We start from the raw sequence: 23,166 nt of genomic DNA, 5'->3' as shown, positions 1-23,166 counted from the left end.
CAATGGGGCTATGGATATTAGTGAGCTTGAATACGGATTCATTGATGGCGGAGTAGGATTTGAATATTTACCTGTTTTTAGTGCGAACGAGTTTCTTGATTTAGTTCGCGAACAATCCCTATACAACGAAGCCAATGTGACAAAAGATGGGATAACTGAAGAAACAACTTCGGCATACCTTTCTTTTGATTTTGTTACAGATTTCAACAATATGCCTATTAATGCCAATTTTGGCGTAAGGTACGAAGAGGCTGACGTTGAATCCTACTCTATCCAACGCCCTGTGATAGGCTTCAATTGGATAACACCGATACAGCTTGATAAACTCTTCGCCGAGGAAGAAGTCACTGAAATACTCGAAGGCGATTATGAACAGTTTTTACCTAATTTAGACATAAGCTTGGAAATTACTGATGACTTGGTAACAAGGTTTTCTTACAGTAAAACAATAGCTAGAAGTAGCATTGGCGCTATGTTCCCCGCTACCAGCTTAAATCTACATCGCGCCGGCGGCCCTTTTAGAGCTTCTCAAGGTAACCCTAATTTACTTCCGTTTGAATCTCAGAACATCGATTTATCGCTAGAGTATTACTATGACGATGGTAGCTATATCTCCTTAGGCCACTTCCGAAAGCAAGTTGATAACTTTATTTCAACAGGTCAAATAGAGAGCGAGTTAATAGGTCCTAATGGCCCACTAACAGACCCCAGCATTAACCCTAGAGGAAATTGTCCAGACGGCTCGGTAACAAATCCAGTCGCTGACTGCCTATCGCAACCAGGCGACCCTATCATCGAATGGGAAATTACCACACCGCAAAACCTAGACGCCACCCGCGTGTACGGCTGGGAATTCAACGTTCAACATCTGTTTGGCGAAACTGGGTTTGGCACTATTGTCAATTACACCATGGTGAACAGTGCTGATGAATACGATGTGTACTCGCTAGAAAATGATTATGCATTAACAGGTTTAAGCGACTCGGCCAACCTAGTCGTTTTTTATGAAAAAGATGAGTATCAAGTTAGGGCAGCATATAACTGGCGTGATGAGTTTTTACTTTCAGGCGGTTTAGAGCCTACCTTTACCGAGGCGTACAGCCAACTTGATATCTCTGCTAGCTATGAAATAAATGATCATATTTCTGTATTCCTCGACGGTATCAACATTACGGATGAAAGCACCCGACGCCATGGTCGTTTCAGCAATCAACTTATTGATTATGAAACATACGGGCCGCGCTACAATGTCGGCTTCAGAGGGAAGTTTTAAAACGGTACCCATAACGTTAAAAGCTGGTTTGCCTTGGGGGAATTTCCCTCCAAGGCACACCATTAGTAACACATTATAAATTCTCTTCCGCAAAGCTGGCTAAGCGGCTTCGTACTACACCATCTAAGTTTAAGGTTGCACTGCCCGAGAAGTCTTTAAACTTCTCTACTAAGTAGGTTAGTCCTGAAGTCACAGCGCTTAAGTAATTACTGTCTATTTGGGCCAAGTTTCCGCCCACAATAATCTTAGTACCTTCACCGCATCGGGTGATGATGGTTTTAAGCTGTGATGCCGTTAAATTCTGCGATTCATCTAAAATAACAATAGAGTTTTGAATGCTTCGCCCCCGCATAAAGTTAACCGACTTATACTGAATGTTGGCTTTTTCCATGATGTAGTTCATAGAGCCTTTCACGTTTTCATCGTGTTTATGCAGCACTTCTAACGAATCAGTAATGGCTGCCAACCATGGCAACATTTTCTCTTCTTCGGTTCCCGGTAAGAAACCAATCGACTCCGCTATTTCTGGGGTGCTACGTGTTACGATTATCTTATCGTACATGTTGCGCTCTACCACCATTTCAAGGGCGGCGGCTAGGGCCAATAGGGTTTTACCGCTACCGGCAGGGCCGGTAAGGATCACTAAGTCGATGTGTGGGTCAAGTAACGCATGAAGCGCCATGGCTTGGCCAATATTCTTTGGCGTGATTCCCCACGCATGACGGCCCATTAAGCGCTCATAGCCTAAATCAAGCACCTCAAGAGAGTCGCCGTTAATAGCTTCAACCAGTCCAGCAAAGTCGTTGCTTTCATCGAGTAAAAACTCGTTTATATAAGCTTCTGGCAGCATCGCTTTGGGAATGGTATGAATGGTATCGCGACCTTCGGTGCGACTGTCTACGCTTTTCACCTTGTCCCAGAAGTTCCCCTCAAAGCGATGGAACCCCCGAGAGAGATATTTAATATCACTAATAAGTTGGTCGGTGCGATAATCTTCAACATGCGCAAGACCTGCGCCTTTCGCTTTAAGACGCATGTTGAGGTCTTTAGTGACTAACACCACTTGTTGCGGTGCATTCGCTTTTTGTAAATGCAAGGCCACATTAATGATGCGGTTGTCGTTCTCATTACTGGTGAACACTTGCTGGGATTGGGCCATGCTCAAATCAGTATAAATTGACAAAGATCCCGTCGGCGCTGTTTCGCCTGCGCCCATTCCAACCATAGACACACCGGCCACCATATTTTCAGGTGACGCATCGTGCAGTAAGTCTTCCATTGCACGAATAGATACTCGCGCATCTCGGGCAACGTCTTTCTTACTGTCTTTGATGTAATCTAGCTCTTCAAGCACGGTCATTGGTACAACAACATCGTGTTCTTTAAAGGAGAGAAATGCGTGAGGTTCGTGCAGCAGAATATTGGTATCGAGGACGTATATTTTTGTATCAGTGGAATTTTTTCTTGGCATCCTTTACTCCGGTAAATAAGGCCAGGCACACACAACAAATTAGCGTGCTAGGAACAGTTCCGCTGAAGGAGAAGAAGTTGTCGCTCGAACAGGACTTCCACTCCTTGTCGCGTCGACCGAAAAGTGGCAGCAACCTAAACACCGCCACTTCACACGCTTGCCCAACAAACAATCACAAGCGCTAAATCCACCATAATCCAGATTTTCATTATTAGCACTGTTTTTCTGCGAAATAATTTTTGTTCTTCGTTCATTACCCTCAAATAGCCGTCCTCCAACCACATTTCACTCACCAAGATTAAAACGCACAAATGGGCTAGTATTAATGACTTATTAATACACAATGCGTACAATACCGCCCCCGCAAAAAAGGTTGGTGATTTATGAGTTCAGGAAATCCGTTTTCCATTGGTCAGCGTTGGTTAAGTAATACTGAAACCGAATTAGGTTTAGGCGCTGTTATTAGTGTTGATTTTCGCTCAGTTGAGTTATTTTTCCCTGCCACGGGAGAAGCGCGAATGTATACAAAGCAAGACGCACCACTGACCCGTTTGGTATTCGATATTGGCGAAACCGTGAAAAGCCAAGACGGCTGGCAAATGACCATCTCTGAAATTGAAGAAAGTCAGGGCGTTTGCATTTATTTCGGCATTCGCGAAGACACCAAAGCACAAGTTCGTCTTTCTGAAACCTTACTTGATCACCACATTCGATTAAACCAACCTGAAAGGCGATTATTCAGTGAACAACTCGACCACCCTAAGTGGTTCGACTTGCGCCTAAACGCACTAAATCATCAATATGACTATTTACGCTCTAGCACACTTGGTTTAGCCGGCGCACGTATTTCCCTTATTCCCCACCAGCTACACATTGCCTCTGAAGTGGGTAGCCGTCATGCTCCGCGTGTTTTACTTGCCGATGAAGTTGGCTTAGGTAAAACCATTGAAGCTGCGCTTATTATCCATCAGCAGCTTCGTACCGGTCGTGCGCAGCGAGTGCTAATTTTAGTGCCAGATTCATTGGTGCATCAGTGGCTGGTTGAAATGCTACGCAGAATTAACCTGCCTTTCGCAATTTTTGATGAAAGCCGATGCGAAGCCTTAGATGATGACGGTGAAACTAACCCCTTTGATAACGACCAGTTAGTGCTATGTAGCATCGATTTTTTGAGTCAGAGCGAAAAGCGTCAACAACAGATTCAAGCGGCATCGTGGGATTTAATGGTGGTTGATGAAGCCCATCACCTTGCGTGGTCTGCCGATGCGCCCTCTGCTGAGTACACTTGCGTAGAAGCGTTAGCCAATGAAACGCCAGGGGTATTGCTGCTTACTGCAACCCCAGACCAACTCGGCCATGAAAGCCACTTTGCTCGTTTGCGTTTACTCGACCCAGCTCGTTTTCATAGCTACGAAGCCTTTTTAAATGAAGAGTCGCGTTACAGTCAGCTTGCAGACGCCGTAGCCCCTTTACTTTCAGACACCATGCCGGACGAAAAACAACGCACCAAGCTAATCGACTTCGCCCCGGATGTGATGGAAAATGCCGGTGATTTAGCACAACCTGAAGCACGCAGAGAGCTGGTTCATCAGCTTATCGATTGCCACGGTACGGGCAGAATGCTGTTTAGAAACCGCAGAGCCAATATTGAAGGCTTCCCTGACCGCGTATTACTTGGCTACCAACTTGAACTACCCGAGGTATATGAAAGTGCGGTAACCGGCGGTGATTTAACCCATGCGTTATACCCTGAACGTATGCCAAGCGTGGTAAATAGCTGGATGGATGAAGATCCTCGCGTAGGCTGGTTGCTCGATTTCATGCAATCGGTTAAACCAGAAAAAATCTTACTTATTTGTGCCAGTGCGCGCACCGCACAAGAACTCGGTGAAGTCATTCGCACCCAAACCGGTGTACGTCATAGCGTATTCCACGAAGGCATGACCATTGTTGAGCGCGACAAAGCCGCTCACTATTTTTCTGATGAAGAAGACGGCGCGCAAATCTTATTGTGTAGTGAAATTGGCAGTGAAGGTCGTAACTTCCAGTTTGCCCATCACTTGGTGTTGTTCGATTTACCCGTTACACCAGATTTACTGGAGCAACGAATTGGTCGCTTAGATCGTATTGGTCAAACTCAAACCGTTGAAATTCATGTGCCTTATTTAAAAAACACGGCTCAGCATGTGTTGGTGGATTGGTATCATGAAGGGCTGAATGCGTTTGAGAAAACCTGCCCGACAGGCTCAGGCGTGTTTGACGACGTAAAAACCTTGTTGATTGGCGCGTGTTTGCACCCACACGACCTTCATACTCGCGACGAACTGATTAACTTAAGTACCACATTAAATAGCCAGCTAGTGGCACAGCTAGAAGCCGGTCGTGACCGTTTGTTAGAGCTTAATGCGTCTGGTGAAGGCCGTGTTGAACAGTTACTTGAAGACATCATATTGCTTGATAACTCGCAAGATTTATCCCGCTTTATGGGCCGACTGTTTGATGCTATTGGTGTTCAGCAAGAAGAAAAAGGCAGCGATTGCTTTATTCTAATGCCAACCGAATCTATGGTTAGCCAATTACCAGGGCTCGACCCTGAAGGCATGACGGTAACCTATAAACGCCGCGTGGCGACCACCTTAGAAAATGTACAGTTTTTAAGTTGGGATCATCCTCTTGTACATACCGCTATCGATTTAGTGCTTAGTGATGTGCACGGTAAGAGCAGCATTGGCTTTATTGCCGACCCTGACCTTCCCAAAGGCGCTTACTGGTTAGAGGCCCTATTTGTATTAGATGCTAACGCTCCTAAAGCACTTCAGCTTGGCCGTTTCTTACCGCAAACGCCACTGCGTATTTGTTTAGATGCGCAAGGCAATCAAGTAGATTTAACCTTTGATGTAAAACGTAAGGTAAACCGAAAAATTTCGCATCAGCTTATAAAAGCACTGCATCAACCGCTTACCTTAGCCATTGAGAACAGTAGAAAGCTGGCGCATCAACAAGCGAATCAAAAGCTACACGATGCACTGCAAAACATGCACAAAACCCTAAACAGTGAAATTCAGCGTTTAGTCGATTTGCAAAAGCGTAACCCATCAGTGCGTGACAGTGAAATTGAGTTTATTGAAAACCAAATGAATGCGTTAGACAAAGTAATACAAGGCGCTGACGTACAGTTTGATGCATTACGTTTAGTGGTGAACAACCCTTAATGGCTAATCCTGCATTTGTTTACAACCCGCCGCAACAGCCTTATTTAACTATTCTCTACCAAGATGATGACATCTTGGTAGCGAATAAGCCCAGTGGCTTGTTAAGCGTGCCAGGTAAAGCAGAAGAACATAGAGACTCGCTCATAAGCAGAGTAAATACTGTGTTCCCTACGGCCACTGTGGTGCATAGGCTTGATATGGCAACATCGGGCATTATGGTGATGGCGCTAAACAAAGAAAGCCATCGGCGTATTTCAAAGCAATTTGAATTACGCCAAACCAAGAAGCGCTATTTCGCTCGTGTTTTTGGCAAGGTTAAAAGCAACCAAGGGGAAGTGAACTTACCCCTTATTTGTGATTGGCCTAATCGCCCAAAGCAAATGGTGGATTATGAGCGAGGGAAAAAAGCCCTGACCCATTATGAAGTGGTTGATGTAACACCTAACGAATCACACGAAACGGTTAATTCAAAAATGGGGGAAAGCCCTGTTACTAGCCAGGCTCTTAGCCCCATAGAGGACGAGAAAAGCGAGACCCTCATTGCCTTATACCCCGTTACAGGGCGCTCTCACCAACTTCGAGTCCATATGCTTGAGTTAGGCCATCCTATCTTAGGTGATAGGCTTTATGCTCATGAAGAAGCACTAGGTATGGCTGAACGATTACAACTGCATGCAGAAAGCTTGAGCTTTGCGCATCCTGTATCTGAAAACTGGCTAACGTTTCAAACGCCTATTCCATTTACTGCTTATGCGCACTACTCTCCCGCCCCTCTGTCTCTTGATTGAGGCTTTGGGGCCGCTTGGTACCAACCTGTTTCACCCGCATTCATAAATGCGGTCAATTAATAGGCGCTAAAAATACTCTTGGTTCGAACTGAAGTTTTCACAGGTTTAGCCGATAATATGACTGTTGAATGCTTTATTGGTACGCCATGTTACGTTTATCTCGTTTTCTCCTGGTGGGTTGCAGCTTATTTTCTTTTTTGCTGTGTTCTGTGCCTTATGCAAAAGGGCAAAGCTTGTATGAGGATATTACCCACGCTTTTTTACCCGATGACATTACCTATGTAATGGCTGGGGAAATCCGCGTGCCTATTTTTGAGAGCCCCTCAGCATTACCTATTTCACGCGGCGCCGCCATTATTTTAGCTGATGCCTCGCCTAGCGGTCTTTCCATAGGGGATGCACGTCACTTAGCCAGTTTACTTAATGCCAAAGGGTGGCATGCGGTGGTTAGCCCAGTTTCCTTCACATTAGAAGCAGACCCTGACCTTCCCGTCGATGAAGCCATTCACCCGAAATCTGACAGTCGACTTCAGCGACAGAGTTACGTGTCGTCCAGCCAACACTTGACTATATTAATCAATGCACTTAATACTCACCTTGAAAGTCATCAAGGCTTTAGAATGAACATTGCCTACGGTATGCAAGCAGCACAGTTGCTGGATTTAGGATCTAAAGGCATGATTCCATCACCAGACTCCTTGGTCGCCATCGCCCCCTTTTGGCCCAACGCCGATATAAACCGCGGTGTACCTGAATTTATTGCCGGAACAGAATTTCCAGTGCTGGACCTATCAATTAACGACACCAACACATGGGCGTCGCAAACAGAAGCGAAACGAAAGCAACTTGCCACCACCTCCCTCAAACTTCACTACAGACAACAGTCATTCCACACGCAAAATTCAACCTTTGGTCTAATAGACAATGAGAATAGTGCTAAAATTCAGTTGATTGCTGGCAGTATTCTTGGATGGACTCAACATTTAGGCTGGTAATTAGAATCTAAACCAACTAGTCTAATTTATATCTTAAAACAGTATCCTACCTCTTTTGCCTTGGGCTTCACGAGGTATCACTGGGTGTTCTGAACTATAATTCATTTTAATCTTTATTAACGGCGGCTGTGTGTCTATGACTGTTCAAACATTCGTAAACAAAAAGGCCAAGCAGCTGTGTTTTTATCTGAGGTCATTTTGGCAAGGAGAGCTTCCGGTCGAGGAAATCGAACTATTCTTTTGGGATAGTATGGAAGAGTGGGGCCAGATAGAGTACACATTTACCCAACCTTACACGTATAAGGAAAGGGTTTTTTGGCATTTGCTCCATCAAGTCCACTTTTGGCAAGAAGATAAGTTACGTTCAGATAAATATCTCGTCGATGAGTTAATGAACTGTATATTGTTCTTAGAAGGTAAAGGGCACTGCCCCATCGACTGTGTAGGTATCCGCCCCTAGCGGCGTTCTTTATTCGTTAATTTATCAGTGATTCAACCCTTTATTGCTCGTTTTCATTGAAACTCAAGCGTGATCATGGCTCAATACGAATGGATCACGCTTTGGCCATGGAACGCATTTGTTAGACTCTCTGAAAACTTATTACGACCGACGTTACCTCAGTATTTTTCTATTTGGCATTACCAGTGGTTTTCCATGGATTATGATTGGCTCAGTGCTATCGGCCTGGTTAAAAGATGAAGGCCTATCTCGGTCAGCCATTGGCTTGTTTGGTGCTATCTTTGCGGTCTATTCATTCAATTTTCTTTGGTCTCCTTTAATTGACCGCGTAAAACCTCGAATTCTTGGTCAGCGTCGAGGCTGGATTTTCATCATGCAAGGCGGCATAGCCCTGTGTTGTGCGTTAATGACACAATTATCAGCCAATAGTCACTTGTTTTATTTGGCAGTGGTGGGTTTACTCATCGCCATTTTTTCTTCTACTCAAGATATTGCGATAGATGGCTATCGAATTGATGTTATTGAAGAAAATGACAATGATGGTTTATCTGCTGCATCTTCCGTTGCCACCGCAGGATGGTGGACGGGCTATGGTGGACTTGGCGCCATTCCGTTTTTTATTGCGGACAATAGCAGCTGGTACTGGCCTGACATTTACGGTTTACTCGCCCTTTTCATGCTTGTGCTTATGGTTACCACGGTGTTTGCCAAAGAGCCATACATAGATCGGGACCTATTGCGTAGCAAAGCGGTAGGGAGCCCAGCACAAAGCAATACAGGCGCAACGTCTTCTAAAATAGCGCTTTGGTTTAAAGAAACCTTAGTGGCCCCTTTTTCCGAGTTTTTCACACGCAATGGCGTAAAACTCGCTTTGTCGTTTTTACTGTTCATATTCTTGTTTAAAATTGGGGAAGCCTTCTTAGGAAGAATGAGTATCGTTTTTTACAAAGAAATTGGTTTTTCAAATAGCGATATCGGCACTTACTCAAAGCTGCTCAACTGGTGGGTAACCATTATCTTTTCTCTGATAGGTGGGTTGGTCAATATTCGCTATGGTATTTACAAGGGCCTAATGACTGCCGGCATTGCTATGGCGGCTTCCAACCTTATGTTCTCACTTATTGCCACTACCGGGCCTGACGTTACGCTTCTGGCCGCTGCGGTCATTATCGACGGTTTTACGGCTGCTTGGAGCACCGTGGCCATGGTCGCTTTTATTTCCCTTTTGTGTAATCGCGCCTTCAGTGCCACGCAATATGCCCTTATGGCATCGTTGAGCGTAGCGGGAAGAACCTTGGTGGCCTCTAGTAGTGGATTTGTAGTTGATTTCCTTGATGGTAACTGGAGCCAGTTCTTTGTTATTACTGCACTTATGGTTATACCTAGCTTGCTGTTCCTACACAATATTCGGCATAAAATTACACATTTGGAGAAATCTAAAACTTCTGAGTAATAACGTTGCAATAACTCATTTCCCATCTAAAGTTAAACCATTGTGCATATAAGCAATGATGAGGAGATGGATTCGTAAGATGATGACCTAAACGAGTCTTACAATAAGCTTTCACTTAATTGCAATATAGCCTATTAAGACGTAATAGCGGCCTTAGAGAAGTCCAGTAAAAGCCAATAAATGGGTATAAGAAGACCAAGAGTAAGCGTAGTAGCATGGAGTCGCTATGAGCAAGAATGAAGTACCGTTCAACGAAGCAAAGCATTGGAATCTATACATCGCTACAGGGTTCGCTGTAGTTATATTGTGTTTTTTTGCCTATCTATATCACTTTTTACACACCCATTACACGTTGTCGCAATCGCTAAATGCGAGCAATTCACTGCATCATGCACTCATTGAAATAGAAAGACGCATTGAGACACTTACTGCTCCACAACCTTCAGATGAAATAGCCGCTATCCAGAGGGAATTAATGCCCCTTGCCGTTGAAGCAAAGTACCATTTTCAACATGCTTTTTTAATCGACGATGCACATTTCGATGACTTTACTACGCAAGCGCTAAGCCTAGAAACCTTTATCAGGGAGCAACAAAGAAGCACGTCGCTTACCCTTTCCGAGCAGGTTAAAGTCACCCTTAATTTACTACGCACCATTGTTGATTTACCCCCTAATGAAGTCGCGAACTATCTATCCCGCCCGCTTAGGCTTTCGCCACTCATCAAAGATATTCGGCTAGAAGAACAAATCACCTTAAATCGGCTAAGTCACAGTGCTCAGAATCTGAAGGTCAGCCTGTTCGTAACTACCGCCATGTTGGCACTTTCTCTTATGGCGCTGTGGTTATTTGTGTCCTCAAAAATTAACCGAAATAGAACTCCCTTGCCTAAGAGCGAAGCGCGTGTTTCTTCGAAACATCGAGAAGCCGAAGCCTTACTTGAGAATGAAAAGCGCGATTTTCTAAACTTAATGAGCCACGAGTTTAGAGGGCCAATTAGTGCCATTATTACTGCGCTAGAACTTATTCCTAACATGAAACAGCAGCAAGGAAAGCTTATTCAACAAGCTGAGCAATCATGCTATCGGCTATTGAATTTAACAAACAACTTACTCGATATCTTGTCGATTGGCAGCGAACAAGATAAACACATCGATCGTGTTGACCTCATCAGCTTGCTCGACGAATGCATCGCCCCTTACTCCGTTCAGGTCAGAGGTAAAAAAGTCGAATTCACGATGCATTGCAATCATAGCGTGCCGCGTTTTATCGAAGGAGATGCCACTAACTTATCTAAAGTCATCCGTAACACGTTAGACAATGCCGTTAAGTTTACACCCAATGGCATTATCCACGTAGATATCACAACCCGGATTAAAAACAAAAAAGTATTTTTGGTCATAAAAGTTAAAGACTCAGGACTAGGCATTGCAGATGACATAAAGCCTAAAATTTTTGAGCGCTTTTTCCGTGGGGAACAGCCGCTAGATCACAGGTTCCCGGGTGCTGGCATTGGGCTCACCATCGTACAAAAAAGCATTGTTCAACTCGGTGGCAGCCTTTCGTTTACTAGCCAAGAGGGCATTGGCACTGAATTTGTTGCTAATATTCCTATTACGCCTTTGCCAGATAACGCCCCCCCACAACCTAATACCAGCAATGCACGCTTCGCCATTGTTGATGATTTAGAAATTTCTCGACTGCATATTCAAAACATTATTACGAGCGAAGGATTTTCCGCGCGTTGTTTTGCTTCAGGTTCAGACCTACTAAGCCTGCATGATGAGTTACTTCAATACACCGCCATTTTCGCCGACCTTTACATGCCGGGTATCGATGGCCTAGAGCTTACTCGAACACTTCATGCTATTTACGGAAAACGTACGCCACCTATTGTGGTGTTATCGGCTACACCGGATATTGCCAACGTTATTGCAAACAGTCAGCTTGAAGTATGGCAATCTTTTGTTAAGCCTGTAGATAAGAACCGTATTGTGGATACCCTTCACCACTTAGCGCAGCCTAACAAATCCGCCTATCAGCCAGTCAATCATGCCAAAATACTGGTGGTAGAAGATGAGCCGATAAACGCACAAATGCTGGAAAACATGCTGATATGCATGGGGCACTCACCTAAGACAGTAAGCAATGGTAACGACGCCATCATTCTGGCCCGTGAAGAGTCTTACGACGCTATTTTGTTAGATATTAACTTGCCTGATATAAGCGGTTTAGAGGTGGCAAAGATTATCAAAGAGAAAAAGCCGAATATCCCCATTGTTGCTATTACGTCTAACGCACATAAAGACGATAGAAAGGCCTCTGAGCTTGCTGGTATTCGCTACCATTTGGTCAAGCCTGTTACCTTTCAAGAGTTGAAAAATACCTTAGGATTAACCCTGCTGAAATTATAAAGAGTAGACGCAGGGTTGTTGCGATAAACTTAGTACCAACTTAGCGTGAAGCGACCGGAAATGACGACGTAAATAGTAGCGTTAAACTTCAGCTAGCGGGCTAATACAGTATTTGTTTCGCCCACTTTCTTTAGCTTCGTAAAGCGCCTGATCGGCTTTTTCAAGCCAAGCCATGGAGCTTTTACTGTGAGGGTCGAACTCAGCTAAACCTAAACTCACCGTAAAAGTAATCTCTTCACCATCATGCTCTACCACCATACGCTCAGTTAAACGACGAATACGCTCAGCCACTATGACGGCTTTTTCAACTGAGGAATCAGTAAGAATAACGGCAAATTCTTCGCCGCCATAACGGCCCGCTAAATCAGTTTCCCTGACACAGCGCTTAATAAGGGCGGAAAGCATTTGAATAACTTTATCCCCTGCTTGATGACCATAAGTATCGTTCACTTTTTTAAAGTGATCGATATCTAACATCATAGCGGTGCTCGCCTTATCTTGGCGCTTTGCTAACTTATAAGATTGCTCCAAACGTTCCTGCCAGTATCGACGGTTGAATAACCCAGTTAAGCCATCAATTCGACTGGCTGTTTTTAACTCTTCATTCAGTCTTTCCATACCAATTTTGCTAAGCGCTTGGTCTGTTACGTCATAAACTACGATACAGAACTTCTCCACTTCACCGGATTCAGAAACTAAGGGAAACATAGTCACATTCTGATACATGTAACTGGCTTGGCAAGTAATAGGTCTATTACCGCCAAATTTAAATAAGTATTGGCGCTGTTCCCAAATAATGAATACGGGGCTTTTCAGATTAAAAACAGGGCCTGATTTAAGCCTTAACCATTTTTCATCAATCTCAGAAAAATGCCTAAACAACGAGGAGCCTTTAATATCGTGCGGTAAGATTGAAGAGTGGTTTTCCATAAATTTGTTCCACGCTTCAACTGTGAAATCTCTGTCTAACACGACAATACCCACTTCTATAGAGTCGAGCAGTTCAGCAGGTAAATTTCCGTTTTTGGTAAGTGAAATCATTATGAAGCTTCCTTTTCTACATCCACTAAACGACCATAAATATGGTTCATCGCTTCATCGGGAAACAGCAGTAATAAATCGAATGCAATATCTCTGGCTTTAATAGCGTAACCAATCTCAATTGCCATTACTTTACCCCACTTCTTAACGTTGTCGTTAAGTAACGCAGCAAGCCCCTGATGACGACCGAGCAATACGGGAAGCGTATGACTAAATGACACGTTTAATTGTTCAGACAGTCCATTTAGGCATGCGCCGATTAAAATGTTCGACACATCCATTAACGCTTCAAGCTCTAAGCTTCCAGTGGATTGGTGGGCATCATATTTTAATAACTCAACAATATTTTGCGAGTTAGTATCATTGAAGATAACCAACGCTTCACCACGAATTCCCGCACTGACGAAACCTTTTGACACCGCCGACACACAGTCGTTGCGATTTATCTCGGCGATAGCCATCGACAGTTCGTTACTTTCTAGCAAATTGACATTGGGAATAGGCAGGTGGACAAACTCGCCCATAAGCTGTGCTAGGCTTTCACCTGCCCGGCCCATAGCGATGTTAACCATTTCGCGATATGCATCTAGTTTGTCGTCCAACGACGACGCATCGGTGTCTCTTGCAACAGCTTCTCGCTGCACTGCAGTCGAAACACCACTATAAACACCATACGAGGCTAAAATGTTGGTGAGCTTTTCGTTATCGATAGGTTTACGAATGAAATCGATGGCACCTAAGGCCAACATTCGCTCTCGCGCTTGCGCTTGCACATCTCCCGATACCACGATAACTAAGCAAGGTAGGTCTTCTTTACGAATGGCTTCCATCGTTTCATAGCCATCCATGACAGGCATATTCAAGTCAAGAAAGACCACATCGCCTTTACCAGCACGTATAACCTCTAGGGCTTCTTGCCCATTGCCGGCAAATGAAATTTCTACATCCCAACCGTCTGGGATACTACGCGCCATTTGACGTCGTGCAAAGCCTGAATCATCACATATAAGAATAGGTGTAGACACAAAACCTCCTTATATTGCGACGGGTGCTTTTATGTGAGGGTGAGACTGATAGCCTTTAAGCGTAAAGTCCTCAAATGAAAAATCAAAAATATCTTTCACGCTTTCGTTTAATTCCATAACGGGCGGCGCGAAAGGCTCTCGGCTTAATTGCAGGTCAACTTGCTCTAGATGATTACTGTATAAATGCGCATCGCCTAATGTCAGAATGAAATCACCTGGTGCTAGGTCACATACTTGGGCGATCATCATGGTAAGTAAGGCATAGCTGGCAATATTAAAAGGTATACCTAAGAAAATATCACCGCTGCGTTGATATAACTGACAGCTCAATTTGCCATCAAGCACATAGAACTGAAACATGGTATGACAAGGCGGCAGCGCCTGCTTGCCCATACTCGCATTTTCACTTGGTGAATATTGCGTATCAGGCAGTACAGACGGATTCCATGCACTGACAATAAGACGGCGAGAATCTGGATTGGTTTTAATTTGTTCAATCACGTCAGCTATCTGATCGATAGTTGTGCCATCGCCATTGTCCCAACTGCGCCATTGCTTGCCGTATACCGGGCCTAATTCGCCATCTTCTGTTGCCCAACCATCCCAAATGCTCACGCCATTTTCTTTTAAATAAGCGATGTTACTTTCGCCTTTCAAGAACCATAGCAGTTCGTGAATAATGGATTTAAGGTGGCATTTTTTCGTGGTAACTAACGGAAAGCCTTGTTGTAAATCAAACCGCATTTGATAGCCAAATACACTTAACGTACCGGTTCCAGTGCGGTCTTCCTTTTTTACACCTGTATCACGTACATGGCGCATCAATGCGAGATATTCTTTCATCTTTCTTCTTATTTATTGTTTAGTTTGTTGCTGTTGGCGGGTGTAGGCTCGCACTATTAACCCTATGCCCAATGCAATCATAGGTAAACATAATAGCTGCCCCTGGCTTAGCCCCATTTGATACAAACCAATGTGAGCATCTGGCTCTCTAAAGTACTCCACGATAAATCGGAAACTCCCATAGCCAAGTAAAAAGACGCCACTTACCGCGCCAACCGGTCGAGGTTTAGCAGAATAAAGCCATAAAATAACAAACAATAATACGCCTTCCAAGGCAAATTCGTATAGCTGGGACGGATGGCGAGGTACATTACCGGCATTCGGAAAAATGATAGCCCAGGGCACATCAGTGGTACGGCCCCATAATTCAGCGTTAAGAAAATTTCCAATGCGCCCCGCGCCCAAACCAATTGGCACTAAGGGAGCAACAAAATCACCTAAACGTAAAAACGTGGTTTTCATTCGCTTAGCTTGCCACATCAAGGCCACTAATACGCCAATAAGTCCACCATGGAACGACATGCCACCTGCCCATATTTTAAACAAGTAGAGGGGGTTTTCTAAAAACATACCAAACTGATAGAAGAACACATAGCCTATGCGTCCACCTAAGATCACACCAACAAAGCTCCAGAACAATAAATCACTAAGTTGCTCTCGCGTCCATTCAGTTCGAGACAAGCGCTTTTGCGCTAACAAATACGCGGCGATAAAACCAACAAGGTACATCATGCCGTACCAACGGACACTTAATGGCCCGAGGCTAAAAATAATAGGGTCTATACTGGGAAAAACCAAATAACTGCTTTCAGCCATACGCTTAATTAATTCCTACAAACATTTTGATACTTACCAACACCAGCAAACACGCTAGCATTGCTTTTAAAACCCGAGTATTTACCCGCTGGCCCAACTTAGCGCCAACACCTGCGGTAAATATTGATGTAGTGACGATACCTGCCGTGGCTGGCAAATATACGTAACCTAAACTCCATTGTGGCATACCTGGTTGCTGCCAACCCGCAGCAACAAAACTGGCGGTGCCAAAAACCGCGATTAACAATCCACTAAATGCAGCGCAGCCAATCGCCAACCTTATATTAATTCTGAACCACACTAAGGCAGGCACTAACAAGGCACCACCACCAATGCCCATCAGTGCGCTAATTAAACCTGTGCCACTACCAACGCAACTTAGCACCCATGGAGATGCTTCACTGTCTGATGTTTTCTGCTTACCAAATATCATTTGTGCAGCAATAATAATCACCAAAATTGCAAAAATGTCTTTTAACAGTGCACCAGAAATATGACTGGCAATTTGTGCCCCTAAGATAGCACCTATGGCTATGCCCAACCCAGTATAAATCACCGTTGGTTTATGGATATTACCTAAGCGGTAGTGTGCGAACGCAGACGACATGCCGGTAAATATGATGGTAGAAAGTGAGGTAGCAATGGCCACTGGCATCACTGTCTCAACGGTCATACCAGCAAAGTGAATCAGTAAATAAGAGAGTACAGGAACGATGATAAGACCACCACCTATACCTAACATACCTGCTAATAAACCGACGACCACGCCAAGGGCTAAGCAGCTCACAAAAATGATGGTTAACGGTTCCATTCAACATCCTTTATCACACAGCAGAATCTAGCATTTACATTGCTAGCGCCATGTCTAATTTTACGCACCTGCCCGTATTAACCCACCTAAGCCTTTTGTCTCTAAATATTCGTTTAAATGTCCGAATACTTGTTCATGGCTTTGCGACGTTAACGCGAGAGAAAGAAGCTGTTTGCTTTCTGCCAGCGACACCTTACGAATAAGCCAATTAATTTTTCGAATGTTGAACGCATTCATACTTAAACGTCGATACCCCATGCCCATTAATAAAATGGCACCTGCTGGTTCACCGGCAATCTCGCCACAAATGGTAACAGGGATCTGGTTCTCGTTTGATTGCTGCACAATATCGTAGAGTGCAGCTAGTACCGCCGGGTGGTAACTGTTGTACAGCCCCGCCACACGGGTATTGTTTCTGTCTACGGCCAACAAATATTGCGTTAAATCGTTACTGCCCACCGAGAAAAAATCCACGTGTTTCGCAAGTTGAGGCAGTTGATACAACACCGAGGGCACTTCTAACATAATACCTAACTTAGGCCGCTGAAGTGTTTCACTCGACTCGCAAACCTCGTCACATATCTCAAAGTAAGCCTGGTTAACTAAGCGCTTGGCTTCTTGCACTTCTGCCACCGTGGATATCATCGGTAGCATAATGCGTAAGTTTTTAAGCCCGATACTGGCTCTTAGCATCGCTCGAACTTGTACCAAAAATATCTCAGGGTGATCGAGTGTTAATCGTATGCCCCGCCACCCTAAGAATGGATTCTCTTCATTGATGGGAAAATAAGGAAGAGGTTTATCCCCCCCAACATCAAGCGTACGCATGGTAATAGGTAAATCGGGTGCAGATTCTAAAATTTGTCGGTAAAGCTCGACTTGCTCTTGCTCAGATGGAAAACGCTCCCGCAGCATAAAGGGAATTTCAGTACGGTACAGGCCAATACCCGAGCCAATATGGCCAGCATTTAGCTCGGCTTCGGCTGACAATCCCGCATTGATATACAACGACATGCGGCAGCCATCTACGCTTTCACAAGGCTGCCCAGCTTCAGCGTCTATACGCTCTGTTATCGCAGACTCTTCTTCAATAAGCTGAATAAATTCAGTTTTGATGTTCCGCTCTGGGGAAACAATGACTTCGCCAGCATAACCATCGAGTAAAAGCTCTTTACCTTCAAGCAGTGCAGGAGACACATTCTGACACCCCATTACTGCTGGCACCCCCATTGCCCTTGCTAGAATAGCGGCATGAGAGTTATTCGACCCACGTATAGAAATAATGCCTTTGAGCTTTTCTCTTGGAAATTCAGCCAGCATAGTTGCCGATACTTCATCTGCCACCAAAATACTGTCTTCGGTAGCGAGTTTTTCTACCAGCTTTTGCCCTTGGCCTTCGGTAAGAATGTTGGCCAGTATGCGATCGGAAAGGTCAACAATATCAATGGCACGCTCTTGCATGTAAGGGTCGTCCATGGCGCGAAACCGCGCGGCATACCCATCGACTACCATTTTAAGTGACGACGCGGCATCCCACCCTTGCCTGATTTTCTCTTCTACTTCACGACCTAAACTATTGGCATCTAGCAAATGGTGGTAAAGCTGAAATATAGATTTAACGTCATCAGGAATATCATCATCTAAACTTTTCGATAAACCATCTACATGTTGGCGCGTGACTTCCACGCCTTTACGGTAGGTTTGTATTTCGTCGTTTGGATTTTTACTGCGTTTAACAACCCAGTTTTTTAGGTTAAGTGATTTATCGGGTGAGAAGCCTTTACCGATAGCTAACCCGGGCGACCCTGCAATACCAGAGACATTTTTTTGTAGGGCAATACTGTTCACACTGGCAGTATTGTTCAGTGCACCGCGCATATCAGCATTGGTAATTTCAAGTGCAAGTTGCGCCGCTAGGGTAACTAAGAACGCTTCTTCGTCTTCACTGAAACGGCGCATTTCACTTTGTTGTAGGGTTATGACACCTAACACTTTACGCTGGTGAATAATGGGCGTACCCAAAAATGCGTTATAATTTTCTTCTTTAACTTCAGGATAGTGTTTGAATCGAGGGTGATGCTGGGCGTTTACAATGTTAAGCGGTTCTTCACGCTGACCGACTAGACCAATTAAGCCTTCAGAAAAGCCAATATGAACTTGCTCTACTGCATCAGGGTGCAGACCATCGGTGGCCTTAAGAATAAAGGTTTGTTTCTCGTAATCGGCAAGATAAATAGAGCATGAGTCTACATCCAGCGTTTGCTTAACGCGAGATGCCAGACGAAACAAGGCAGTATCAAGCGCAGGAATTTGATTCATTTCCTGCACAATACGTTTAAGCGTGGTTAACATTGCGCCTTTGTGACCCTTAGTGTCCAATCGCTACTCCCTATACTTTCCTCGTTCGCCTAGCCTCGTCTTCGCTTTTTACCGCGCTTTTGCGACGACGTATTATGACGCTGTTGTGGGCGCTGTTGAGCAGCCATGACAACAGGGGAAAATTCCTTCATAACCCGGCGGTATACGTCTCGCTTGAACGACACGACATTTCTAATTGGATACCAATAGCTCACCCAACGCCAATCATCAAATTCTGGGTGCCCTGTTTTCAATACATTCACGTCCCGCTCATTACAGTCAAGCTGCAGCAGGAACCACTTTTGTTTTTGGCCTATACAGACCGGATTACTTCCCTGACGAATTAATCGCTTAGGTAGCTTATATCTAAGCCAGTTACGTGTAACACTTAAAATGGTGACATCTTTCGGTGTCAGCCCCACCTCTTCGTGCAGCTCGCGGTACATAGCTTGTTCGGCAGATTCCCCTTCATCAATTCCGCCTTGAGGGAACTGCCATGAATGTTGACCATAACGCCTTGCCCAAAATATTTGACCCATTTTGTTGCAAATCACTATGCCCACATTCGCACGGAATCCATCGGCATCTATCACATAGACTCCCGGGCACACTATACTTTTATATCTCTGCATTCTTCCATAATATATACACCATTCAAAGCATTAATCGAAATTCATGCTTTCCTTATAGAAAATTACTGAGCTTAACTATGCGTCCACCCGACTCTCCACCTGAAAATTCAACCACATTATTAGCGCGCTGTGATGCGATTGCGGGCTTAACCTTAGGGGAATTAGCAGCCATGGCTGACGTTGCCATACCAGAAAATTTACAGCGTCATAAAGGGTGGCCTGGCATGCTGATTGAGCGTTGGCTAGGTGCCAGTGCCGGCTCTAAGCCTCAACAAGACTTCCCAGAATTAGGCATTGAGCTTAAAACTATTCCCATTGATGCCAACTTTATGCCCCTTGAAACCACCTATGTTTGCTACGCCCCCTTGTTGATGCAGCCAGGATTAACATGGGAAACAAGTAATGTGCGCAATAAAATTCAACAAGTGCTGTGGTTACCTATCGAAGGAGACAGACGTATTCCATTGGCACAGCGCAGAGTAGCCAGTGCTTTTTATTGGCAGCCCAGTGAGCATGAAAATGCCATGTTACAGCAAGACTGGGAAGAGCTCACAGAGCAAATTCTAACGGGGCATGTGGAATCAATTACCTCTCGCCAAGGCGAGGCATTACACCTTCGCCCTAAAGCCGCCAGCGGCAAGATCTTAACTGATGCTTTAGGTCCGCAAGGTGAACGAATTAAAACTCGCCCTCGAGGGTTCTACTTGCGTAAAACCTTTACCCAGCAAGTGCTTTATAACGCATTTAGCTAATATGACCTTGAGCATGGCGTTGTAGCTTGGAGTAAGTTGAGTAAGTTGAGTAAGTTGAGTAAGTAAAATTCTACTGAACTAGCTTGTCTCTTCGCTGTTGCGTAGATGTTTCACTAACACATCACCTAGAAACTTATCAGAGTTTAGACCTAAGCGTTTTGCTACTTTCGCTATTTTTGCATCACTTCGCAGTAGCACATTTTTGGCGTAGTCTAGCCGGTACTGATACACAAAGCCGCGGAAGTTCTTCTTTAGTTCTTGGTGTAAAGCAATAGCCAGCGTAGTGGGATCTACTCCCGCCTCTTCGCTAAAGCCTTTTAGTGTTAGCCCGAGTTTTTTGTAGTTTTTACCATCAATCATGGTTCGCTTAGCTTGGCCAATAACCGCTCGTATTTCAGCCGGCTTTACCACGCCTTCGTCCAGTCGCTCGTAATCTAACGGTGACGGTGACGTAGTCCTGGGAAAAGTAAGGCTGAATAACACCACAAGTAGAGAAACGCCAAGGGCCATATGGTGTAGGCTTTCCCAATAAGGCACGATAAAAAAGCCAAAGGTAGCAGCAGTCACCAGTAAAATACTGGCAAACGCCACTACAACCGTGTTTGCCATTACGCTGGCAAGCCTTGGTACGCGAAACTCTTGAACGTCAGCCGCCTGCTCAGGTAAATGTCTATGGTACATTTGAATGTGTTCAGTGATGAGAATGCCAATGAGCAGCACGCAGAACCCCGTGGTTAAAGAGGCCAAATAAGCAGGCCAAAGCATTAATGGCTCACCGCTTGGAGAGGCTTCGAGCCACTGTAGTTTGGCTTCAGTCGGAATTAGTAAAATCGTTAGTTGCAACACGGCCATTACCCAAAAAGGCACCCACAATCGTGAGCGCTTAGATGGATAAGCCAACAACATAGGCTTTACCATTCTATAGCTACACGTCATCATCAGCACCGCAAAGACGTCTGACAGCCCATAAAGAGGCGCCAGTTGGGTTAACTGCCACAACCGCATCCATTCATCTAACATGAAAATGGGCCAGCACAGAATTGCAGCCGCTAGCCAAGGGTTTTTAAATATACGGTGACGATAATAAACAAACCTTACTACCACAATAAAATAGAAGAACAGCGCCGCATAAAGGGCGTAGTTGTACACAATATCTGCTTTCACCTTACTGCATCCTTGTTCGCGATTTACCTAATAGCATTACCAGTAAATATCTCGTTCTAATGCAACTGCGCGGGTTCGCTCCATCACTTTGACGAGCACGGTAAGCTTGCTGCTTGTCCATTTGCTAAGTTCATCTTGCGTTTCTAATTCTGAATCTTGTACTGCTTGGCGAAGCATAAGCAACGCATTAAGCTCTTCAATACCGGTTAACAAATCTAACCAAGGTGCTCTGAAATTGCCCCGCTCTTCTACAAATAAATCGCCGAGTAAAAAACCACTCCACAAGGTTTGTCGAAGCACGATCTCTACTAGCGTATAGTTTGCAGGCCCCATGGTTTTATTGGCAGGCATACTTTGCTGCACCGTTTGCCACCCCTGAGATAACCATCCTTTGGCATGATCTAAAACCAGCAAATCATACCCTGTGGCTTCTCTACGCCATGGCTTCGCGTTGATTAAATCGATAGCTTGTAACTTAATATCGGTAGCCATGCTATCGAAAAACAAACTCGCGGGATCATGGGCATGCAATAGCCCAGCTTTACGCCCCTGCAAGTAGCTGACTATAGCGGGGTGTTTGCTCAACGTTTTGTGAAACAAACTTTTTTTAGACAATAAATACCGCAAGCTTTGTAAATCGTCCTGCCATGCCCATTGCTGCGCATAAGCAATTAGCTTTTTGTGTAACGCGAGCATTTCAGGGCATTGTAGTACCGGCAAATACAAAGACACGCTTTGTAAAAGCAAACGTACGCTTTTGGCCACTTCAGCTAAAGTTTTGATAGAGCCACTTTCAATAAACACGTGTTCATGGTGCTGCCAATGGGCTAAAGCCAATTGAAGTGCATTTGAAAAGGCTTCTTCGGTAGACGACTTTGGATTGAGCGCTAAAAAATCGGGCAAGGGTTTTACTTTGGCGTTAAAACCATGCAGTAACTGATACCCCTGCGCTGCTTTAGACACATCACTTAGCCTGACATCCATACACGAGTTGATGTGTGTAGCTAATATAAACAGACTGTCTAGGTCACCGTTTTGCAGTTCGAGCTCAATTTCGTTGATGGGCGAACTGGCTTTATCGGTAGCCGCTTCGCCGCAATCGAGTACCACCTCTACACGGCTCTTCTCCACCTCTAGAATATAAGCATGACGGGTAAAGTGGGTACTAAACTGCTTTTCCAATTTACTATTCATGCTGGGAATATTCCAGCTAGAAGGCCATACTGAATTATCAAACAGGGTTAAGTCGGGTTCAGGCGAATCAAGATCAATATTGTATTCTGCACGTTGATGTAAACCACCACTGACTTTCCCATTGGTTTTTAAGGTTTGCTCGTAGCTGCCATTATTGCCGCGTACACGAAACCCCATCTTACTTTCTTGAAAATCATGATTGACGGTATCGTAATAATCGTTTTCAAGCCGAAGTTCGGTGTGAGAAATTAGGGTGATATTATTCTTTTCAAAAAGCGGAAGTACGCGGTCTTTAAATGCTTGATGCGCACCATCTTGAGTAACAAATTTTAGTTCAATTTCAGACATATTTGCGCAGTGGCACACGAGGTAATGTTGCAACCTTACCTGTCTCCAAACTAATTCGCAATGACACTGTTAACTGGTTGCGATGAAATTAACCAGTAGACAAAAGTGGAACAAACT

At 44.5% G+C, this 23,166-nt stretch carries 18 protein-coding genes; 8 read left to right on the top strand and 10 right to left on the bottom strand.

Annotation, left to right across the window (positions count from 1 at the left end):
* Window positions 1-10: 10 nt before the first annotated feature.
* The gene (locus KYS23_RS17960) at window positions 11-1,273 is read left to right on the top strand and encodes a TonB-dependent receptor domain-containing protein (RefSeq protein ID WP_218419675.1); all 1,263 of its coding nucleotides are present in this window, start codon (window positions 11-13) and stop codon (window positions 1,271-1,273) included.
* A gap of 73 nt (window positions 1,274-1,346) precedes the next feature.
* Here KYS23_RS17960 and KYS23_RS17955 read toward each other — a convergent pair whose 3' ends face one another.
* Window positions 1,347-2,744, bottom strand: a complete 1,398-nt coding sequence (locus tag KYS23_RS17955; protein WP_159528594.1) for a PhoH family protein — start codon at window positions 2,742-2,744, stop codon at window positions 1,347-1,349.
* Between the two features lie 383 nt (window positions 2,745-3,127).
* On the opposite strand from KYS23_RS17955, the gene rapA reads away from it, so the two are divergent.
* The 6 genes from rapA to KYS23_RS17925 all read left to right on the top strand — a co-directional run bounded on the left by rapA (window position 3,128) and on the right by KYS23_RS17925 (window position 12,065).
* Entirely contained in the window at window positions 3,128-5,956 is a 2,829-nt protein-coding gene (gene rapA / locus KYS23_RS17950) for an RNA polymerase-associated protein RapA (protein ID WP_218419673.1), read from the top strand.
* Complete coding sequence (locus KYS23_RS17945) at window positions 5,956-6,744, top strand: pseudouridine synthase (RefSeq protein WP_218398112.1); 789 nt, start codon at window positions 5,956-5,958, stop codon at window positions 6,742-6,744. Before rapA ends, KYS23_RS17945 begins: the two co-directional genes overlap by 1 nt.
* 146 nt (window positions 6,745-6,890) lie before the next feature.
* A complete protein-coding gene (locus KYS23_RS17940; protein WP_218398114.1) occupies window positions 6,891-7,739 on the top strand; it encodes an alpha/beta hydrolase family protein in 849 nt (282 codons plus the stop codon).
* Window positions 7,740-7,875: 136 nt separating this feature from the next.
* Window positions 7,876-8,199, top strand: coding sequence for a hypothetical protein (locus KYS23_RS17935; RefSeq protein ID WP_159528586.1), 324 nt, complete (start codon window positions 7,876-7,878; stop codon window positions 8,197-8,199).
* Between the two features lie 118 nt (window positions 8,200-8,317).
* Complete coding sequence (locus KYS23_RS17930) at window positions 8,318-9,652, top strand: AmpG family muropeptide MFS transporter (RefSeq protein WP_218419671.1); 1,335 nt, start codon at window positions 8,318-8,320, stop codon at window positions 9,650-9,652.
* A 226-nt stretch (window positions 9,653-9,878) separates the two neighbouring features.
* Window positions 9,879-12,065, top strand: coding sequence for a response regulator (locus tag KYS23_RS17925; protein ID WP_218419669.1), 2,187 nt, complete (start codon window positions 9,879-9,881; stop codon window positions 12,063-12,065).
* 81 nt (window positions 12,066-12,146) lie between these two features.
* Here KYS23_RS17925 and KYS23_RS17920 read toward each other — a convergent pair whose 3' ends face one another.
* The 7 genes from KYS23_RS17920 to rppH are packed head-to-tail and all read right to left on the bottom strand — an operon-like array spanning window position 12,147 to window position 19,552.
* Complete coding sequence (locus KYS23_RS17920; protein ID WP_218419667.1) at window positions 12,147-13,106, bottom strand: sensor domain-containing diguanylate cyclase; 960 nt, start codon at window positions 13,104-13,106, stop codon at window positions 12,147-12,149.
* Window positions 13,106-14,131, bottom strand: coding sequence for a response regulator (locus KYS23_RS17915; RefSeq protein WP_159528578.1), 1,026 nt, complete (start codon window positions 14,129-14,131; stop codon window positions 13,106-13,108). Before KYS23_RS17915 ends, KYS23_RS17920 begins: the two co-directional genes overlap by 1 nt.
* Window positions 14,132-14,140: 9 nt before the next feature.
* Window positions 14,141-14,974: a thymidylate synthase gene (locus KYS23_RS17910; protein ID WP_159528576.1), complete on the bottom strand. Its 834-nt coding sequence runs from the start codon at window positions 14,972-14,974 to the stop codon at window positions 14,141-14,143.
* 12 nt (window positions 14,975-14,986) lie between these two features.
* Entirely contained in the window at window positions 14,987-15,790 is an 804-nt protein-coding gene (gene lgt, locus KYS23_RS17905) for a prolipoprotein diacylglyceryl transferase (protein WP_159528574.1), read from the bottom strand.
* Between the two features lie 4 nt (window positions 15,791-15,794).
* On the bottom strand, window positions 15,795-16,601 hold the full coding sequence (locus tag KYS23_RS17900; protein ID WP_159528572.1) for a sulfite exporter TauE/SafE family protein: 807 nt from the start codon (window positions 16,599-16,601) through the stop codon (window positions 15,795-15,797).
* Between the two features lie 60 nt (window positions 16,602-16,661).
* Window positions 16,662-18,953, bottom strand: coding sequence for a phosphoenolpyruvate--protein phosphotransferase (gene ptsP, locus KYS23_RS17895; RefSeq protein WP_159534349.1), 2,292 nt, complete (start codon window positions 18,951-18,953; stop codon window positions 16,662-16,664).
* Between the two features lie 56 nt (window positions 18,954-19,009).
* Entirely contained in the window at window positions 19,010-19,552 is a 543-nt protein-coding gene (gene rppH, locus KYS23_RS17890; protein ID WP_041453052.1) for an RNA pyrophosphohydrolase, read from the bottom strand.
* A gap of 116 nt (window positions 19,553-19,668) precedes the next feature.
* On the opposite strand from rppH, the gene mutH reads away from it, so the two are divergent.
* Complete coding sequence (mutH, locus tag KYS23_RS17885) at window positions 19,669-20,343, top strand: DNA mismatch repair endonuclease MutH (protein WP_159528570.1); 675 nt, start codon at window positions 19,669-19,671, stop codon at window positions 20,341-20,343.
* Window positions 20,344-20,421: 78 nt separating this feature from the next.
* Here the strand turns inward: mutH and KYS23_RS17880 are convergent, their stop codons facing one another.
* Both KYS23_RS17880 and KYS23_RS17875 read right to left on the bottom strand, forming a co-directional pair.
* A complete protein-coding gene (locus KYS23_RS17880; RefSeq protein WP_159528568.1) occupies window positions 20,422-21,507 on the bottom strand; it encodes a helix-turn-helix domain-containing protein in 1,086 nt (361 codons plus the stop codon).
* 36 nt (window positions 21,508-21,543) lie between these two features.
* Window positions 21,544-23,049 carry a CYTH domain-containing protein gene (locus KYS23_RS17875; protein WP_218398286.1) on the bottom strand — a complete coding sequence of 502 codons (1,506 nt, stop codon included), beginning with the start codon at window positions 23,047-23,049 and terminating at the stop codon, window positions 21,544-21,546.
* Window positions 23,050-23,166: the final 117 nt, after the last annotated feature.

The organism is Alteromonas lipotrueae (assembly GCF_019249255.1).
Classification (GTDB): Bacteria; Pseudomonadota; Gammaproteobacteria; order Enterobacterales; family Alteromonadaceae; genus Alteromonas; species Alteromonas lipotrueae.
The sequence above is the reverse complement of the archived record's forward strand: the minus strand, read 5'-3'. Positions and strand labels throughout refer to the sequence as shown.

Coding starts and splice junctions, on each gene's coding strand:
- KYS23_RS17875 (WP_218398286.1), bottom strand. CDS start 23,049: ATGTCTGAAATTGAACTAAAATTTGTTACTCAAGATGGTGCGCATCAA.
- KYS23_RS17910 (WP_159528576.1), bottom strand. CDS start 14,974: ATGAAAGAATATCTCGCATTGATGCGCCATGTACGTGATACAGGTGTA.
- lgt (WP_159528574.1), bottom strand. CDS start 15,790: ATGGCTGAAAGCAGTTATTTGGTTTTTCCCAGTATAGACCCTATTATT.
- rapA (WP_218419673.1), top strand. CDS start 3,128: ATGAGTTCAGGAAATCCGTTTTCCATTGGTCAGCGTTGGTTAAGTAAT.
- KYS23_RS17935 (WP_159528586.1), top strand. CDS start 7,876: ATGACTGTTCAAACATTCGTAAACAAAAAGGCCAAGCAGCTGTGTTTT.
- mutH (WP_159528570.1), top strand. CDS start 19,669: ATGCGTCCACCCGACTCTCCACCTGAAAATTCAACCACATTATTAGCG.
- KYS23_RS17925 (WP_218419669.1), top strand. CDS start 9,879: ATGAGCAAGAATGAAGTACCGTTCAACGAAGCAAAGCATTGGAATCTA.
- KYS23_RS17945 (WP_218398112.1), top strand. CDS start 5,956: ATGGCTAATCCTGCATTTGTTTACAACCCGCCGCAACAGCCTTATTTA.
- KYS23_RS17900 (WP_159528572.1), bottom strand. CDS start 16,601: ATGGAACCGTTAACCATCATTTTTGTGAGCTGCTTAGCCCTTGGCGTG.
- KYS23_RS17955 (WP_159528594.1), bottom strand. CDS start 2,744: ATGCCAAGAAAAAATTCCACTGATACAAAAATATACGTCCTCGATACC.
- KYS23_RS17920 (WP_218419667.1), bottom strand. CDS start 13,106: ATGATTTCACTTACCAAAAACGGAAATTTACCTGCTGAACTGCTCGAC.
- KYS23_RS17960 (WP_218419675.1), top strand. CDS start 11: ATGGATATTAGTGAGCTTGAATACGGATTCATTGATGGCGGAGTAGGA.
- ptsP (WP_159534349.1), bottom strand. CDS start 18,953: ATGTTAACCACGCTTAAACGTATTGTGCAGGAAATGAATCAAATTCCT.
- KYS23_RS17940 (WP_218398114.1), top strand. CDS start 6,891: ATGTTACGTTTATCTCGTTTTCTCCTGGTGGGTTGCAGCTTATTTTCT.